Raw genomic sequence first — 15,746 nt, 5'->3', positions numbered from 1 at the left:
GAACATAGAATTGTTGAATAATAAATTTCATAAACAATGGATAGTGTGGATTTGTTAAATAAATATAAAGAGTTAAATGAGTCATATAAACCGATATTGGTATATCATGTGGGGATAGATGCTGGTTTTTTCAGTGAGTTTAATGATTTGATTTTTATGATCCTTTATTGTTTGGAGCATAAAATTCAATTTAAATTATACTCTGATGATGCTAATTTTGGAATAGAAAAAGGTTGGCAAGATTATTTTGAGCCATTCTGTGAAGAAGTGCATGAACGATTTCATAGAATTTATAACAGGCACCCTCATTATGTTTCATGGAGGAAGATCGTAAATGCGGATTCTTACAAAATGAGTTGCTCATTATTGCGATGGCGATTAAAGTCAGATTTACTCATAGGTGTATCAAAGTGTATCCGGTTTTTCCAAGAAGGAAAATCTTTTGATTATTATACGCATGATTTGTTTGAGAAAATAAGTGTCAAGAATAAACGATATTATGTACCAGAACTGGATATTGATGGAGACTATATCCAAGCTTATAATGTAATTTATAACATCATATATCGTTTCAAGAAAACCGTGAAAGAAGAAATTTGCAGTTTGATAGAGGGATTCTCCCTACCTGAGCAGTATGTTGGTTGTCAAATACGAGGAGGTGATAAGTTTATAGAGTATGATTTGTTATCTGTTGACTTATATTTGCGAAAAATAAAGGAAGTGACGGATTTGAAGAACGTGTTTGTATTGACTGATGATTATGAAATAATTAAGTGTTTGAGAAAAATGGCACCAGAATATAATTGGTTCACATTCTGCCAATCAGATGAGAAAGGTTATTATAATTCTGCGTTTTCAAAAACAGATCCACTGATTAAGCGTAAAAGGATGATTCATTTCTTTGCGTCAATGGAGTTGTTGGAAAGGGCCTCGTTGATGCTGGGTACGATAACCTCTACTCCTTGTTTGGTTTTAGGCATTAGAAAATTAGGAAATGTTCATTGGGTGGATTTTGAAAAGAATGAATTCTTTCCGTCTATCGATTATTCTATTGCAAAGAAGAAAACCTTAACAGAACAATTTTTGAGGAGGAAATAAATGATGTTGAAAGATTTCATGGTATGATTGCTATATTTTGAGAATACAGTTTTGAAAGAAAGCTTATATGGTTAAAGAATTAAATATTAATATAATATCTCCAATTGCGGAGCTTTTTGAGAAACAATTGTCTTTAGATTGGGAATCTAGGGGAGTTCGGTTTTTTTTTAATTCCAAAGAGGAACGGTTGTGGGACGCTATTGTAGTATATGAAAATATAAGTGAGCCTTATACGTTGAGATGCCGTAAAGGAGGATTGTTTTTTATCTCTGGTGAACCTCCTATTGTGAAAGTATATTCTCAAGCATTTATCAGTTTATTCGATCATGTGATATCAGCACATAACTTAAAGCATCCTAACAATCATCGGGATCAACAAGCTTTGCCTTGGTATTTTGGTTATAACTTCCAAACCGCTTCTCCGTCTTATGCTTATGAAGAAATAGAGAAAATGGAAGTTCCTGAGAAAAAAAGAAAAATTTCTTTTATAACTTCTAGTCGTACATTTTTGCCGGGGCATACAAGAAGACTTGCTTGGATGAGAAAGATCCGTGAACTTTATGGAGATGAGATAGATTTCTATGGAAAGGGCATTTGTTCCGTAGATGACAAAGCCAAGGCCTTGGCTTCATACGAGTTTTCAATTTGCATTGAAAACTCGTATGAATATGATTATTGGACAGAAAAAATAGCAGATGCTATTTTGGCATATACGGTACCTATTTATTGTGGTTGCAAGAACATTGATGCTTATTTCCCTTCAGAGGCTATGATTTCTTTGAATATTAATGATGAACAAGGTTCTATTGCGCTTATAAATAATGTGTTGAATGATTCTAAACGTATTTATCAGGAGAAACTGCCATTCTTGAAAGAGGCTAGAAATCGTTTGTTATTTAAATATAATTTGTTCCCCTTTGTGAAATCATATATAGATAAATATGTAGATTTGGACTGTGATGAATATCGAAGTGTCTTGATTAAACCTTATGATACTTATCCAAAGGATTGGATACAAGATGTATTGCTTAAAACAAAAAGAGTTGTTTGTAAAATATTTTAGATATGAATGATATAATAACGGTTACTTCTCCTTTGATTCCTCCTTTAGAGGAGTTTATCCCTTATTTGGAGGATATTTGGAGACGTAAATGGTTGACAAATAATGGGTATTATCATCAAGAATTGGAGAGAGCACTTTGTGAATATTTGAAGATTCCTTATATCAGTTTATTCACGAATGGTACTTTACCGTTGATATGCGCTTTGCAAGCGATGCGTATTACGGGGGAGGTTATAACTACACCTTATAGTTTCGTGGCGACTACGCATGCGCTTTGGTGGAATGGAATTAAACCGGTGTTTGTCGATGTTGATCCTATGACAGGAAATATGGATCCTGAAAAGATAGAGGCTGCAATAACTCCGAAAACAACAGCAATAATGCCTGTACATGTATATGGGCAGCCTTGTGACGTGGATCGTATTAAGCAAATAGCAGACACTTATGGCTTGAAAATCATTTATGATGCTGCTCATGCCTTTGGTGTAGAGAAAAATGGAGAGTCTGTTATTGCAGCTGGCGATATGGCTACATTGAGCTTTCATGCTACGAAGGTTTATAATACAATAGAAGGGGGGGCTTTGGTTTGTCATGATGCGGAGACAAAACAGCGCATTGATTACATTAAGAACTTTGGTTTCGCTAATGAGACAACGGTAGTGGCTCCGGGTATCAATGGGAAAATGGATGAGGTACGTTCGGCTTATGGGCTGATGGCTCTGAAACATGTAGATGTCGCTATAGAATCTCGAAAGCGAGTGGCGAGACGTTATAGGGAGGCGCTAAAGGAGGTCCCGGGCATTCATCTTTTTGAAGATAAAGAGGGGGTTAAGGCTAATTATTCTTATTTTCCTATATTTATAGATGAAAGGATGTATGGTATGAGTCGTGATACATTATATGAGAAGATGAAAAATGCAGGAGTTTATGGAAGACGTTATTTTTATCCGTTAATCAGTACGTTCTCTACTTATCGGGGATTGGATTCAGCAGGAAAGGATAATTTACCAGAAGCGTATAAGATGGCTGAGCGGGTGATTTGTTTGCCTATGCACCATGCTTTGAGTGAGGATGATGTAGAGCGAGTGATAGGTCAAATAATAGAGTAAGATGTTTATGGATTCTTTTTATTCACGATCTGAATTAGAACATATAGGTTTTGCTACCATAGGCAAGAATGTACTGTTGAGCCGTAAGGCTAGTATCTATTCTCCCGCTATGATATCGATTGGAGATAATGTGAGGATTGATGACTTTTGTATCCTGTCCGGTTGTATTGGAATTGGTTCTCAAGTTCATATTTCCGCTTACGTGGCTTTATATGGAGGTATGGGAATCACAATTGAAGATTATTCAGGTGTATCGGCAAGGACTACAATTTATAGTGCTGTTGATGATTTTGGAGGAGATTATCTGATTGGGCCAATGTGTCCGGTAGAAATGACACATGTGATGGGAGGTCCGGTTGTTTTGCAAAAATATGTTCAAGTGGGGGCTTCTTGCGTAGTAATGCCGAGCTTAACAGTTGCGGAGGGTAGTGTCGTGGGAGCAATGAGTTTTGTTAATCAATCCTTGGCTTCATGGGGCATTTATGCTGGAGTACCGGTAAGAAGATTGCGAGATCGAAGCAAAAAATTATTAAAATTTACAAAATAACTTATATGTCAGAAGGTAATTACGCACCTATCATTGTTTCTGTATATGATCGTTTGGATCATTTGAAAAGGAATATAAAGGCATTGTTAAACAATAGATTAGCGGCTGAATCCCTGTTGTATATCGTATCTGATGCAGCTTATAAGTCCGAGCACCAATCCCGAATAAATGACGTTCGTAAATATGCATCTTCGATATCTGGTTTTAAAGAGGTTCGTTTGCTGTTTAGAGAGAAAAACTTAGGAGCACATGAATCGATTAAATCAGCGATAGAGGAGGTATTGCTTACTTATGATACTTTTATATTCTTGGAGGATGACATAATAGTGGCACAAAATTTCCTGTCTTATATGAACGAGGGACTAGCCTATTATAAAGGTATGGATAATGTGTTTGCTGTTTGTGGATTTAGTTTGCCATTTCCTTTACCTAAAGATTATAGGCAGGATGTTTATTTTTATCCATGTAACTCTCCTTGGGGATTTGCTACATGGCGGGATCGTTGGGAAAAAGTGAATTTAGATTATTTTGATCGTGAGGCAGAATTGAAGAAAAACCGTTGTCGTTATAAAGCGTTTGTATCTATTGGTTTTTTTATCAAAGGTATTTTGAAGGCAGATTCTCGGAGGGTGATAGAAGCGATGGATCTTCGTGTATATTTCCATATGTTTCAATGGGGGTTATGCTCTGTATTTCCGACTGTTTCCAAAACTCAAAATTGGGGCTTTGACGGAACAGGAGAGCATTGCGGGGAGAACAATGGTACGTGGTGGGTTAAGCCAGAATTGGATATTCGTAATCAACCAACTCAATTTATTCCTTTTAATGGTTATAATGCAGAGTTATTAAAGAATCATCGTGTTTTTCAAGATAAGATTAATGGCGGCTTCCTTGCAAAGTGGCTGAAATATACATGGATACATGATTTGTGGAAACGATTAAAAACACACACAAATTCTATCTGAAGAGTACATTTGTTTAATTAAGGTTTGGATTCGATAATTTTTAGATTGCTTTATGCGAGTTCTTTTTTATCATACAATTCCAGTAGAGACGTATTTTCAAGCATGGAAAAAGGGAGATTATCCTGGTCATCTTCTATATGGATTTACTCATTTTGAAAAATTCGGTATCAAAAGAGTTAGCTTTGAAATACCTTTTAACCCTTATAAGAATCGACTTAAATTGATGTGTTACAATTTAATTAGCATATTGTCTATGTTTAATCAATTTGATGCGATTTATGGAGCAACGCATCGAGGACTGGAACTGGTGATATTCTTAAGAGCTTTAGGGTTGTTTAGCAAACCTATAGTTATTTGGCATCATACTGCGGTAACGAATTCCTCCAATAAAATCAGAAATATTATATCCTCATTCTTTTATAGAGGAATAGATAAATTATTTTTCTTTAGTCAGCCTCTGTTGGATGCGTCTTTGCGAACAGGTAAGATAAAAAGAAAAGATGCGGTGTTGACGCATTGGGGGCCAGATTTGGCTTTCTATGACAGCCTTTTGAAACAAAGAAAAAGTAAAGATTTTTTTATATCTACAGGTAGAGAGAACAGAGATCTTATTACTTTAGTGAAGGCTTTTTCCGAAACAAAAGAGATGTGTGAGATTTATTTGGGAGCGAAAGTGGGAGCTGTTGATTATAAATCTATTTTTACAATGCAGTTAAATGATATACTCAAAAGTAATGTGCGTATTCATTTCGTCGATATGGAGTATAAAGAGATTGCGCTTATCACGAACGATGCGAAAGCGATAGTCATTAGTACTTATGATCTTCCTTATACGGTAGGATTAACAACATTGGTAGAGGCTATGGCTTTGGGTTTACCTGTTATTACGACTGACAATATGAATTATCCGATTGATGTGGAGGTTGAAAAAATCGGATTGAAGGTACCTTTTGGAGATATTAATTCTTGGAAAAAAGCTATAGAGTATGTGGCAATCCACCCTAAAGAAGCTAAAACTATGGGGGAGGCTGGCAGATACTTGGCTGAGAGGATTTATAACTTGGAACATTTTTCTTCAGAAGTGGCTTCTTGCTTATTGAGTGTCAGTGATAATTCCGTTTGATTTGCGAATTAACCGGTGGATAAGTGAATGGATTGAAACTAAGAAAAATAGTTGCAGGAAAATAATAGATAAGCGATGAATGTAGTGATATTAAATACAGCAGAATTAACAGGCGGTGCTGCAGTTGCTGCGAATCGTTTGATGAAGGCTTTGAATAGGTCTGGTGCGAATGTGTCAATGCTTGTGCGGGATCAAAAAAGCAGAGATCCAAGAGTTGTTTCGATCAATAATTCTAACTTGAGGGAGAAGTTTAACTTTATGCGTTTTGTATGGGAACGTTTAGTGATTTTTCTCTCTAATCATTTACGGCGGAAACCTTTGTTCCAGGTTTCTATTGCGAATACGGGAACAGATCTCAGCTCCCATCCATTAGTCCAAAATGCGGATGTTATTCATTTGCATTGGATTAATCAAGGATTTCTATCTTTAGATGATATAAAAAAGTTGATACGGATTGGTAAGCCTGTAGTCTGGACTATGCACGATATGTGGCCATGTACGGCGATTTGCCATTATTCGTTCGGTTGCGAGAGGTTCAAGAAAGAATGTGGAAAATGTCCTTTCCTAAGTTCGAGCGATAAAAAGGATTTGTCGTATCATGTTTTTAATAAGAAACGTTTCTTAGCGGATTCTAAGATACAACTGGTGGCGGTAAGTACTTGGTTAAGACAACAAGCTCAAGATAGTGCGTTGACCAATAGGTTGCCTGTAGAGGTGATTCCGAATGTGATTGACACGAGTCTGTTTGTACTTTCTGATAAGGCGGAGGCTAGGAAGAGCTTATCTTTACCTTTGGATAAGAAAATCATCTTGATGGGAGCCGCACGTATCAATGATCCGATTAAAGGTTTTGAATATCTTGTCAAGGCTTTATCTATATTGAAAGAGAGGAAAGGAGAGGAAGATTATTTCTTGGTTTTGTTTGGAGGTATCAAAGGGGATGATTCTTTTTTGTCGGAAATTCCGATTTCTTATGTATGGATGGGATCTTTGAGTGATCCTTCTATGATCGCGAAATTATATGCCGCAGCTGACGTAACGGTGGTAGCTTCTTTGTATGAGACTTTTGGCCAGACTATTATAGAAGGGATGGCTTGTGGTTGTCCGGCGGTGAGTTTTGATAATAGCGGACAGACTGATATTATAAACCACTTGGAAAATGGATACCTGGCGAAATATAAGGATACGGATGACTTGGCTACGGGTATCAAGTGGGTAATCGATAATCGAGAGTCTTTGCGATTAGATGAGGCTTGTATCCGCAAGGTACATGATTGTTATAAGGAATCGATTATTGCCAAAAAATATATAGCTTTGTATCAGAGTCTGTGTAATAAGCGTGAATAGAATGAAAGAAGACCAGCATATCGAATTTAAGGAATCATGGCATGACGAATATACTCGTTATGTCTCTGCTTTTTGTAATACGCAGGGAGGCGTGTTGTATATTGGTTTAAATGATAATGGGACGGTTGTTGGCATAGAGCATCCAGAGAAACTAATAGAGAGACTTCCTAATTTTATTGCCCAGAAAACCGGAATTATGCCTCTTGTCCATTTAAAAGAGAGTAATGGTAAAGAGTATTTAGAGATAGAAGTTCAGCCTTCTGCTATGCCGATTTCTGTACACGGGCGATATTATACTCGGAGTGGAAGTGTTACTTCTGAATTGCAGGGGAATCAGTTGAATATGTTTCTTGCTGCGAAAATGGGGCTGACGTGGGAGAGTGTGGTTGAGGAAGATTTCTCTTTGGATGATATAGATATAGAAACTGTAGAACGTTTTAAGTTATTAGCTAAGGATAGGGTTCCTTCCATTGAGCAGGAAACAGATATATTGGCTTTAATGAAACGATTGAATTTAGTAGTCGGAGGTAGATTCAAAAGAGCCGCTGTGGTCTTGTTTGGAAAGAATGTACAAAAATATGTGCTACAGGCTCGGATAAAGATCGGTAAGTTCCTTTCGGAGACTGAAGTACTGACGACTGATATCATTGAGGGCAATTTGATTCAGCAGGTTGATCGGGCGTTGGATATCTTGCGAACAAAATACTTGTTAAGTTATATATCTTATGAAGGGATTCATCGGCGCGAGAAATTAGTTTATCCCTATGAGGCCTTGCGGGAAGCCCTATTGAACTCGATTATTCATCGCGAATATTTTGTCTCTTCCGAAATACAAATCCGTATTTATGACGATAAGTTAGTAATGGGGAATGAGGCTCGTTTGCAGGATATTACGGTAGAGGACTTATCTAGGCCTCACCCTTCCAGACCTCATAATAAATTGATTGCGGATGTCTTTTACAAGGCTGGTTTTATTGAAAGCTGGGGAAGAGGGACACAGCGTATTATTGATAACTGTGTAGCTGAGGGATTATCTGCTCCTGTGTATGAGTATAAGATGGGATTCTTGTATTTGACTTTTATGTCTAAACAGATTGTTGAATCGCCTTATGTTGCGGATGAAACCTTGCGACCTTTAGGTGAAACCTTGCGACCTTTAGGTGAAACCTTGCGACCTTTAGGTGAAACCTTGCGACCTTTGAATGAAACCTTGCGACCTTCGGATATGGCCTCAAAGAGAGTCCGAAGAATGAGTAAAGCAGAGATGATGGATTCTATAGTAGCTTGTTGTTTGAATGCCTATTTAACGATAGAAGAAATAGCGTCTTTCGTGAATAGAAATCCTGCTTATATAAAAAATGAGTTTATACCTTTGCTTCTGTCAACGGGGCGTTTGACGCGCTTATATCCCAATACCCCAAATCATCCGAAACAGGCTTATAAAACAAAGAAGGAAAAATGAATCAGCAACCTACATTTTCGATCATAACGATCACCTATAATGCGGAGCGATGGTTGGAGCGTACGATATTGAGCGTACTTAGCCAGTCGTATCCGAATATCGAGTATATATTGATTGACGGAGCGTCGAAGGATAAGACCGTAGAGATCATCAAGCAATATGAGTCCGGTATCGCTTCTTGGATAAGCGAGCCTGATAAAGGCTTGTACGATGCCATGAATAAAGGTTTAAGGCGAGCCACGGGGGACTATGTGTGGTTCTTGAATGCGGGCGATACACTTTATACCGCAGATACCGTGCAAAGAATTGTGGCGTCTTTGAAAAAGAAAGTATCTTTGCCAGACGTGATTTACGGAGAGACCCGGATCGTTGACGCGGCGGGCAAATCGTTGGGGATGCGCAGGTTGAAGGCTCCGGAGAGACTCAGTTGGAAGGGTTTTCGAATGGGAATGTTGGTTTGTCACCAGTCGTTTATATCAAAACGGGAGATAGCTCCGTTATATAATACGGATTATCGTTTGACGGCCGATTATGATTGGTGCATCCAATGTCTGAAGCGTGCGAAAAGAGTGCATAATACGCATCTGGTTTTGTCTGACTTCTTGGAGGAAGGATTAAGTAGCGCCAATCGGAAAGCTTCCTTGAAAGAGCGGTATGAGATTATGTGCAAATATTATGGGAAAGTCTCGACAATCGCATTGCATGGTTGGTTCGCCGTACGTTTCTATTTTGCCAAATGGTTTAAAGGTAGAGTATAAATAATTAAATATAAATAAGTTTTATGCGGAGTATAATGCAAAAATGGGGGAAGCATATCGCTGCTGTAGCCGTGTTCTTGGTGCTGACAGTGGTTTATTTTGCCCCGGCCGTATTTGAGGGTAAATCGATTCGTCAGGGAGACATGGAGAAAGCTGTTGGCATGGGAGGTAGCCAGATGGAGAAATATGAGAAATCCGCCCAGCCCGGTGAATTTAGCGTTTGGTCTGATGCCATGTTTGGAGGAATGCCCTATGCGGGAGGATATGGGAATCCTGCCCCTAAGTTGCCTGGGTATACTTTATTAGAGGCACCATTAAAAGATATCGGTTATTTGAATGCGGGCATGGTATTTACCGGTTTGGTATGTTTTTATATATTGATGTGTGTAATGGGGGTGAATTGGTGGCTGGCCCTTGCGGGCTCGATCGCTTTTGCGTTAGCTTCTTATAATATAATCATTATAGAAGCCGGGCATATAACGAAAGCATATGTCATTGCCTATATGCCGCTAACCCTTGCGGGTATGGCGCTCCTGTTCAAACGTAAGTATTTGTGGGGAGGAATCGTATTCTTGTTGGGAGTTGCCTTATCCATATCGAATGGACATATCCAGATCACTTATTATTTATTGCTGCTTTGTTTGTTTGTTTATCTGGGGTACGTGTTCGCTAAACTACGAGAGAAAACATACAAAGAGTTAGGCAAAGTGACCGTGATTATGGTTGGTTGCGTTATATTAGCGATTCTTCCCAACGCTCAAAATATGTATGCTCATTGGGATCTTGGCAAGAACTCTATCCGTGGTGCTACGGAATTGACTACTACTACGGCTTCCGGAGAGAAAATCTCTTCGGGCCTGGATAAGGATTATGCTTTTGCCTGGAGCTATGGTAAAGGTGAGCTATTGACATTGCTGGTTCCTAATGCTTATGGAGGGGGATCCGGAGGTATGTTAGGACCGGACTCTGAATTGTATAAGGAATTAAGGGCAAAGGGGGCTCAAGTAGGAAAAGAAGTACAAGCTCCTACCTATTGGGGGGAGAAGACGTTTACTTCGGGACCGGTGTATTTTGGAGCGTTGGTTTGTTTCTTGTTTATCATAGGAATGTTCGTGATCCGGAACCCGATAAAGTGGTGGCTGTTCGCTGGTTCGGTGTTCTTGATTTTTTTGGCTTTGGGACGTAATTTTGATGGTTTTAATGATTTTATGTTCCATTATTTACCGATGTATAATAAATTCCGTACGGTGGAGATGGCTTTGGTTATTCCGGGTATGGTATTTCCCATCATAGCGATATGGGGGCTGAAAGAGATCGTGTCGGGAAAAGTGGATGATGCTTTATTTAAAAGGGGGTTAATCGTTTCTTTAGCGATTACGGGTGGATTGTGCTTGATCCTTTGGGTGATGCCAAGCATGTTACTTGATTTCCGTTCCTCTTTTGATGCTCAATACCAATTACCGGATTGGTACTATAATGCCTTATTGATGGATCGGGCTTCTTTGGCTTCCGCGGATGCTATGCGCTCTCTGATTTTTATATTGCTGGGTGCCGCTTTATTATTCTGGTATTATACGGTAAAAGATCGAAAGAAGGCTGGTACGATTGTGGGAATAGGTGTGGCAGTTTTGATGTTGGCTGATTTGTGGACTGTCGATAAACGTTATTTGAATGATGGTGATTTTGTTCGTCAGAAAGCTGTGGACGTGTATAAGGAGACTGTTGCGGACCAAGAGATCTTTAAGGATAAAGATCCTTCTTATCGTGTAGTGACGTTAAATAATCCATTTCAAGAGACTAGTGTATCTTATTATCACCACTCCATCGGCGGTTACTATGCCGCTAAATTGAGACGGTACCAAGAATTGATCGACCACCGTCTGCAAGGAGAGCTTAACTCGGTTATCGGGGCTTTCCAGAAAGCGCAGACCGCAGAGGATTTGATGGGGGCGTTCGCTGCTTGCCCGTCCTTGAATATGCTCAATACACGTTATATTATCTATAATCCGGAGCAACCGCCTTTGAGGAATCCGTTTGCTTTCGGCAACGCTTGGTTTGTGGATAAAGTGGAGGTCGTGGAGAATGCGGATGCGGAAATAGCGGCGTTGAATACGATCAATCCGTTAACGACGGCGGTTGTCGATAAACGTTTCGCTGATGAGGTGAAAGGTTTCACGCCTCAATTGGACTCTACTGCTACGATAACATTGGATAGTTATCGCCCTAATAAATTAGTTTATACGACGAAGACGAATTCTGAGCAATTAGCGGTATTCTCAGAGATCTATTATCAACCGGGATGGGAGGTAACTATTGATGGTAAGCCCGCTTCGCATTTCCGGGCGGATTGGATATTACGAGCTATGTTAGTTCCTGCGGGAGAGCATCAGATCGTATTTGAGTTTAGACCGCAAGGTTATATTACGGCGGCTTATATTACCTCTTTCAGTTCGTTGATTATCTTGTTGTTATTGATTGGTGCGGTAGGATATTCGGTTTGGAAAGCTAGAAAGCAAAAAGAGATATAAATTCCGGTTGGTTGTAGAGACGGGGCACACCCCGTCTCTACAACTAGATGAAACCGCTATTGATAAAATCGAGCAGTTTTCTCGTTAGGGTTTCCCACGAGAGAGCTGCTTTTTCTTTGGATATGTTCGCAGGGATGGTGGCTTGCTGTGAGGGGGTGAAAAGTTCCTCGATACCTTGGGCGAGGGCCGTTGCGGATATCTCAGGCACTACGATGCCTGTACCCGGCTTTTCGATGCTGTTCTTGAAATCGCCTACGGGAGTACTTAACATAGGTAAATCGTAATTGTAGGCTACGGATACGACACCACTTTGAGTGGCGGAGCGATAGGGGAGTACTAAGGCATCCGCCGCTGAGAAATAAATGGGGATTTCCTCGTCGCTGATATATTCACAGTGGACGAATATACGTTCTTTTGCCGGAGATGCATCGATCAGAGCCTGATACTTCTCGAAACTACCGTAACATTCGCCGGCTATAATGAGATGGTAATCCTCGTTAAGCTGTCCCATCGCTTCTATCAGCAGGTCTAATCCTTTATAATCCCGTATCAGTCCAAAGAATAGAAGATTCTTTTTGGACGGATGGATTCCTAATTTCCGGCATGCCTCGTTCTTGTTGATCTTACTCCCGAAATGATTATAAAGCGGGTGTGGGTTCTGGATATATTTAGCGCCCGGGTAAAGTTTCCGCAAATCATACCGCACGTTATCGCTCATCACGATAAAGCCATGGCATTGCTTGAAAAGTAACGAAGCTAAAGGCTTGTCGAAGAAACGCGGCTCATGGGGAATCGCGTTGTGGATAAGGGTGATTACCTTACAATGCTTTTTCATCCGATTTGCTACGTGGGCGTATCCGGGAACGAAAAAGGACATCCAGTAAGAGATAATCAGTACGTCCGGCGCATAGGAACGAATGGCGTTTACGGTACTGAAATAACTAACCGGGTTGACGCTATCTAATACTCGCACGCTCTCGATTTCGATCGCACGGTCTCCCGCTTCTACGTATTGAGTCTTGCCGGGAAATAAGATATCCGGATAAAGACGTTTGAAGTTGAAAGCCTTTACTTCATGACCTTCTTTTACTAATTCCGTATAGAGCATCCCGCTGAATTGGGCGATACCGCCACGATAGGGATAAATGGGGGAGAGAATAGCGAAACGCATGGTAATTGAAAATTAAGAATTGAAAATTGAAAATTAAGAATCGAGAACTACAGGAGCTGCCCTCCCTTCATTATCAATTCTCAACTTTCAATCTTCAATTAATTAGTATCTGTAATGATCAGCCTTGTACGGTCCTTCTACCGGTACGCCGATATAATCAGCTTGCTTTTGTGATAATGTAGATAATTTCACGCCGATACGTTCCAAGTGTAGGCGGGCAACTTCCTCATCCAAACGTTTCGGCAAACGATATACGCCTACCTCATAGGCCATTTGCCATAAATCCATCTGGGCAAGAACTTGGTTCGTAAATGAGTTGCTCATTACGAATGATGGGTGTCCCGTAGCGCAACCTAAGTTTACCAAGCGTCCCTCTGCCAATAAGAAGATGGAGTTTCCGTTCGGGAACGTATATTTGTCCACTTGAGGCTTGATATTCGTGTGCTTGATATTCGGATAGTTGACAAGCTTATCCACCTGTATCTCGTTGTCGAAGTGACCGATGTTACATACGATCGATTGGTCTTTCATCTGTGTCATATGCTCGATCGTGATGATATCGCAGTTTCCGGTGGTCGTAACGAAGATGTTACCCTCTTTCACGGCCTCTTCCATGGTCGTAACCTCGAAACCTTCCATAGCGGCTTGCAGGGCGCAGATCGGATCGATCTCGGTCACGAGTACACGGGCCCCGTAAGAGCGCATGGAGTGAGAGCAGCCTTTACCTACGTCACCATATCCGGCAACGACTACCACCTTGCCGGCGATCATTACGTCCGTAGCCCGCTTGATGCCGTCCGCCAAAGACTCACGGCAACCGTATAGGTTATCGAACTTGGATTTCGTCACGGAGTCATTAACATTGATAGCCGGAACCAGCAACTCACCTTTCTCCATCATCTGATACAGACGGTGAACGCCGGTGGTCGTCTCTTCCGATACCCCTTTCATCTCGGCTACCGTACGGTGCCAACGGCTGTTATCTTCTTGAAGGATACGATTTAATGTATCCAGGATTACCTGTTCCTCATGATTTCCGCCTTTGCGGTTGATAGTCTCCGCATCGTTCTCCGCACGATAGCCCATGTGAATCAGCAAGGAAGCGTCGCCGCCATCGTCAACAATCATGTGAGGGCCTTTACCTTCCGGGAAACGAAGCGCCATGTCCGTACACCACCAATACTCCTCCAGCGTCTCGCCTTTCCAAGCGAATACCGGTACGCCGTCCGCTGCGATAGCGGCAGCGGCATGATCTTGTGTGGAGAAGATGTTACAGCTAGCCCAGCGAACGTCCGCTCCCAACGCAACTAATGTTTCGATTAACACCGCCGTCTGAATAGTCATATGCAGTGAGCCGGTGATACGTGCGCCTTTCAAGGGTTTCTGATCGGCGTATTTCTGGCGTAGCGCCATTAATCCCGGCATTTCGTGTTCGGCGATCTCGATCTCTTTGCGACCGAATTCAGCCAAACTCATATCTGCCACTTTATAAGGCAGATTAGTTGGAAATAATTGTGACATAAATTAATACTATAAATGGTTGAGACGCAAAGGTACGAAAAAGCGTTGATAGTAGGTGTTCTTTATCTATGAATTTCCATCTAGGGCAGAGGCTTGCCGAGGGGTAGGTGGGTTTGTTACTGCAACCTGCCTTGCAGTAGTTCTGCAACAGCCATGCAGCATTACTGCAACCTGCATTGCAGTATTGGACTCTCTGTAGTTTTGCGATTTAATGAATACTGAAGGCTCCATCTACCAATAGCGCGTGGCCATCTACGAAGCTCGCTTGCGGGCTGCATAGCTAAAGTACGGCGTTGGCGATCTCTTCCGGTTTGCCGAGCCGCCCTGCGGGAATGTCGCGCACCAGCTCCTTCTCCAAGGAAGGGTCACGCCGCATTAAGTCTTCCGCCATCGGCGTACGGATAACGCCCGGACATACGGCATTGATGCGGATATTCTTTGCCGCATAGTCGATAGCGGCGGTACGTGTCAGTCCGATAACGGCATGCTTACAGGCTATGTAGGCCGCTTGCCCCGGAAATCCCGTGACTCCACCTTGCGATGAGGTGTTGACGATGGCGCCGCCGCCTTGTTTCAGCATTTGCAGGATCTCATAACGCATGCAGTTCCAGACACCTTTCAAATCCACAGCCACGGTACGGTCGAATTCATCGTCGGTGATTTCCGCCATTGGGCGTTGCGGTGTTTGTATGCCTGCGTTGTTAAGAGCCGCATCCAGTCTTCCGTAGGTAGCTACGGTCCAGTCGATCATCTCTTTTACGGCTTGCGTGTTTGATACGTCGCACCGATATGCTACGGCCTTCTGTCCCTCGGCTACTAATTTCTCTACTTGTTCTCCCGGCTCACGGATGTCTGCCAATACGGTTATGTATCCAGCCTTGGCGAAGGCTTCAGCGCAAGCGAGTCCGATACCCATCGCTGAACCGGTTACTAAAGCTACTTTCTCTTCCATTGTCTTTGTCATGATCATTTGATTTACATTTTGTTATTATTTATGTCGCGAAGATAAGGAGGGAGTGGTATAGAGGCTTTGTTATGTGGTTCAAATAGCTTT

12 protein-coding genes and 1 pseudogene are annotated in these 15,746 nt (G+C 41.3%); 10 read left to right on the top strand and 3 right to left on the bottom strand.

Annotation, left to right across the window (positions count from 1 at the left end):
• Positions 1 to 36 precede the first annotated feature (36 nt).
• The 10 genes from BDI_RS13925 to BDI_RS13880 all read left to right on the top strand — a co-directional run bounded on the left by BDI_RS13925 (position 37) and on the right by BDI_RS13880 (position 12,000).
• Positions 37 to 1,098 carry a hypothetical protein gene (locus BDI_RS13925; protein WP_011966989.1) on the top strand — a complete coding sequence of 354 codons (1,062 nt, stop codon included), beginning with the start codon at positions 37 to 39 and terminating at the stop codon, positions 1,096 to 1,098.
• 67 nt (positions 1,099 to 1,165) lie between these two features.
• Positions 1,166 to 2,161: a glycosyltransferase family 10 domain-containing protein gene (locus tag BDI_RS13920; RefSeq protein ID WP_011966988.1), complete on the top strand. Its 996-nt coding sequence runs from the start codon at positions 1,166 to 1,168 to the stop codon at positions 2,159 to 2,161.
• Between the two features lie 2 nt (positions 2,162 to 2,163).
• Complete coding sequence (locus BDI_RS13915; protein ID WP_011966987.1) at positions 2,164 to 3,270, top strand: DegT/DnrJ/EryC1/StrS family aminotransferase; 1,107 nt, start codon at positions 2,164 to 2,166, stop codon at positions 3,268 to 3,270.
• Positions 3,271 to 3,277: 7 nt separating this feature from the next.
• Entirely contained in the window at positions 3,278 to 3,817 is a 540-nt protein-coding gene (locus tag BDI_RS13910; protein ID WP_041525681.1) for an acyltransferase, read from the top strand.
• 5 nt (positions 3,818 to 3,822) lie between these two features.
• Positions 3,823 to 4,782, top strand: a complete 960-nt coding sequence (locus tag BDI_RS13905) for a glycosyltransferase family 2 protein (RefSeq protein WP_011966985.1) — start codon at positions 3,823 to 3,825, stop codon at positions 4,780 to 4,782.
• Positions 4,783 to 4,834: 52 nt separating this feature from the next.
• Positions 4,835 to 5,905 (top strand): glycosyltransferase family 4 protein, encoded by a 1,071-nt coding sequence (locus BDI_RS13900; RefSeq protein WP_011966984.1) that lies wholly within the window; start codon positions 4,835 to 4,837, stop codon positions 5,903 to 5,905.
• Positions 5,906 to 5,980: 75 nt separating this feature from the next.
• Positions 5,981 to 7,252, top strand: a complete 1,272-nt coding sequence (locus BDI_RS13895; protein ID WP_011966983.1) for a glycosyltransferase family 4 protein — start codon at positions 5,981 to 5,983, stop codon at positions 7,250 to 7,252.
• 1 nt (position 7,253) lies between these two features.
• Positions 7,254 to 8,714, top strand: a complete 1,461-nt coding sequence (locus tag BDI_RS13890; protein ID WP_011966982.1) for an ATP-binding protein — start codon at positions 7,254 to 7,256, stop codon at positions 8,712 to 8,714.
• Positions 8,711 to 9,472, top strand: coding sequence for a glycosyltransferase family 2 protein (locus tag BDI_RS13885; RefSeq protein ID WP_011966981.1), 762 nt, complete (start codon positions 8,711 to 8,713; stop codon positions 9,470 to 9,472). The genes BDI_RS13890 and BDI_RS13885 overlap by 4 nt, the downstream gene beginning before the upstream one ends.
• 23 nt (positions 9,473 to 9,495) lie before the next feature.
• Positions 9,496 to 12,000, top strand: coding sequence for a YfhO family protein (locus BDI_RS13880; protein ID WP_011966980.1), 2,505 nt, complete (start codon positions 9,496 to 9,498; stop codon positions 11,998 to 12,000).
• 43 nt (positions 12,001 to 12,043) lie between these two features.
• On the opposite strand, the gene BDI_RS13875 is transcribed toward BDI_RS13880, so the two are convergent.
• The 3 genes and pseudogenes from BDI_RS13875 to BDI_RS13865 all read right to left on the bottom strand — a co-directional run bounded on the left by BDI_RS13875 (position 12,044) and on the right by BDI_RS13865 (position 15,656).
• Positions 12,044 to 13,171 carry a glycosyltransferase gene (locus BDI_RS13875; RefSeq protein ID WP_005864127.1) on the bottom strand — a complete coding sequence of 376 codons (1,128 nt, stop codon included), beginning with the start codon at positions 13,169 to 13,171 and terminating at the stop codon, positions 12,044 to 12,046.
• Between the two features lie 102 nt (positions 13,172 to 13,273).
• A complete protein-coding gene (gene ahcY / locus BDI_RS13870; RefSeq protein ID WP_011966979.1) occupies positions 13,274 to 14,692 on the bottom strand; it encodes an adenosylhomocysteinase in 1,419 nt (472 codons plus the stop codon).
• A 208-nt stretch (positions 14,693 to 14,900) separates the two neighbouring features.
• A pseudogene (locus BDI_RS13865) lies at positions 14,901 to 15,656 on the bottom strand (glucose 1-dehydrogenase).
• Positions 15,657 to 15,746: the final 90 nt, after the last annotated feature.

This window comes from Parabacteroides distasonis ATCC 8503 (assembly GCF_000012845.1).
Taxonomy (GTDB): Bacteria; Bacteroidota; Bacteroidia; order Bacteroidales; family Tannerellaceae; genus Parabacteroides; species Parabacteroides distasonis.
This window is presented reverse-complemented; position numbering and strand designations above follow the sequence as displayed.

Coding starts and splice junctions, on each gene's coding strand:
- BDI_RS13920 (WP_011966988.1), top strand. CDS start 1,166: ATGGTTAAAGAATTAAATATTAATATAATATCTCCAATTGCGGAGCTT.
- BDI_RS13915 (WP_011966987.1), top strand. CDS start 2,164: ATGAATGATATAATAACGGTTACTTCTCCTTTGATTCCTCCTTTAGAG.
- BDI_RS13905 (WP_011966985.1), top strand. CDS start 3,823: ATGTCAGAAGGTAATTACGCACCTATCATTGTTTCTGTATATGATCGT.
- BDI_RS13900 (WP_011966984.1), top strand. CDS start 4,835: ATGCGAGTTCTTTTTTATCATACAATTCCAGTAGAGACGTATTTTCAA.
- BDI_RS13880 (WP_011966980.1), top strand. CDS start 9,496: ATGCGGAGTATAATGCAAAAATGGGGGAAGCATATCGCTGCTGTAGCC.
- BDI_RS13885 (WP_011966981.1), top strand. CDS start 8,711: ATGAATCAGCAACCTACATTTTCGATCATAACGATCACCTATAATGCG.
- BDI_RS13925 (WP_011966989.1), top strand. CDS start 37: ATGGATAGTGTGGATTTGTTAAATAAATATAAAGAGTTAAATGAGTCA.
- BDI_RS13895 (WP_011966983.1), top strand. CDS start 5,981: ATGAATGTAGTGATATTAAATACAGCAGAATTAACAGGCGGTGCTGCA.
- ahcY (WP_011966979.1), bottom strand. CDS start 14,692: ATGTCACAATTATTTCCAACTAATCTGCCTTATAAAGTGGCAGATATG.
- BDI_RS13875 (WP_005864127.1), bottom strand. CDS start 13,171: ATGCGTTTCGCTATTCTCTCCCCCATTTATCCCTATCGTGGCGGTATC.
- BDI_RS13890 (WP_011966982.1), top strand. CDS start 7,254: ATGAAAGAAGACCAGCATATCGAATTTAAGGAATCATGGCATGACGAA.
- BDI_RS13910 (WP_041525681.1), top strand. CDS start 3,278: ATGGATTCTTTTTATTCACGATCTGAATTAGAACATATAGGTTTTGCT.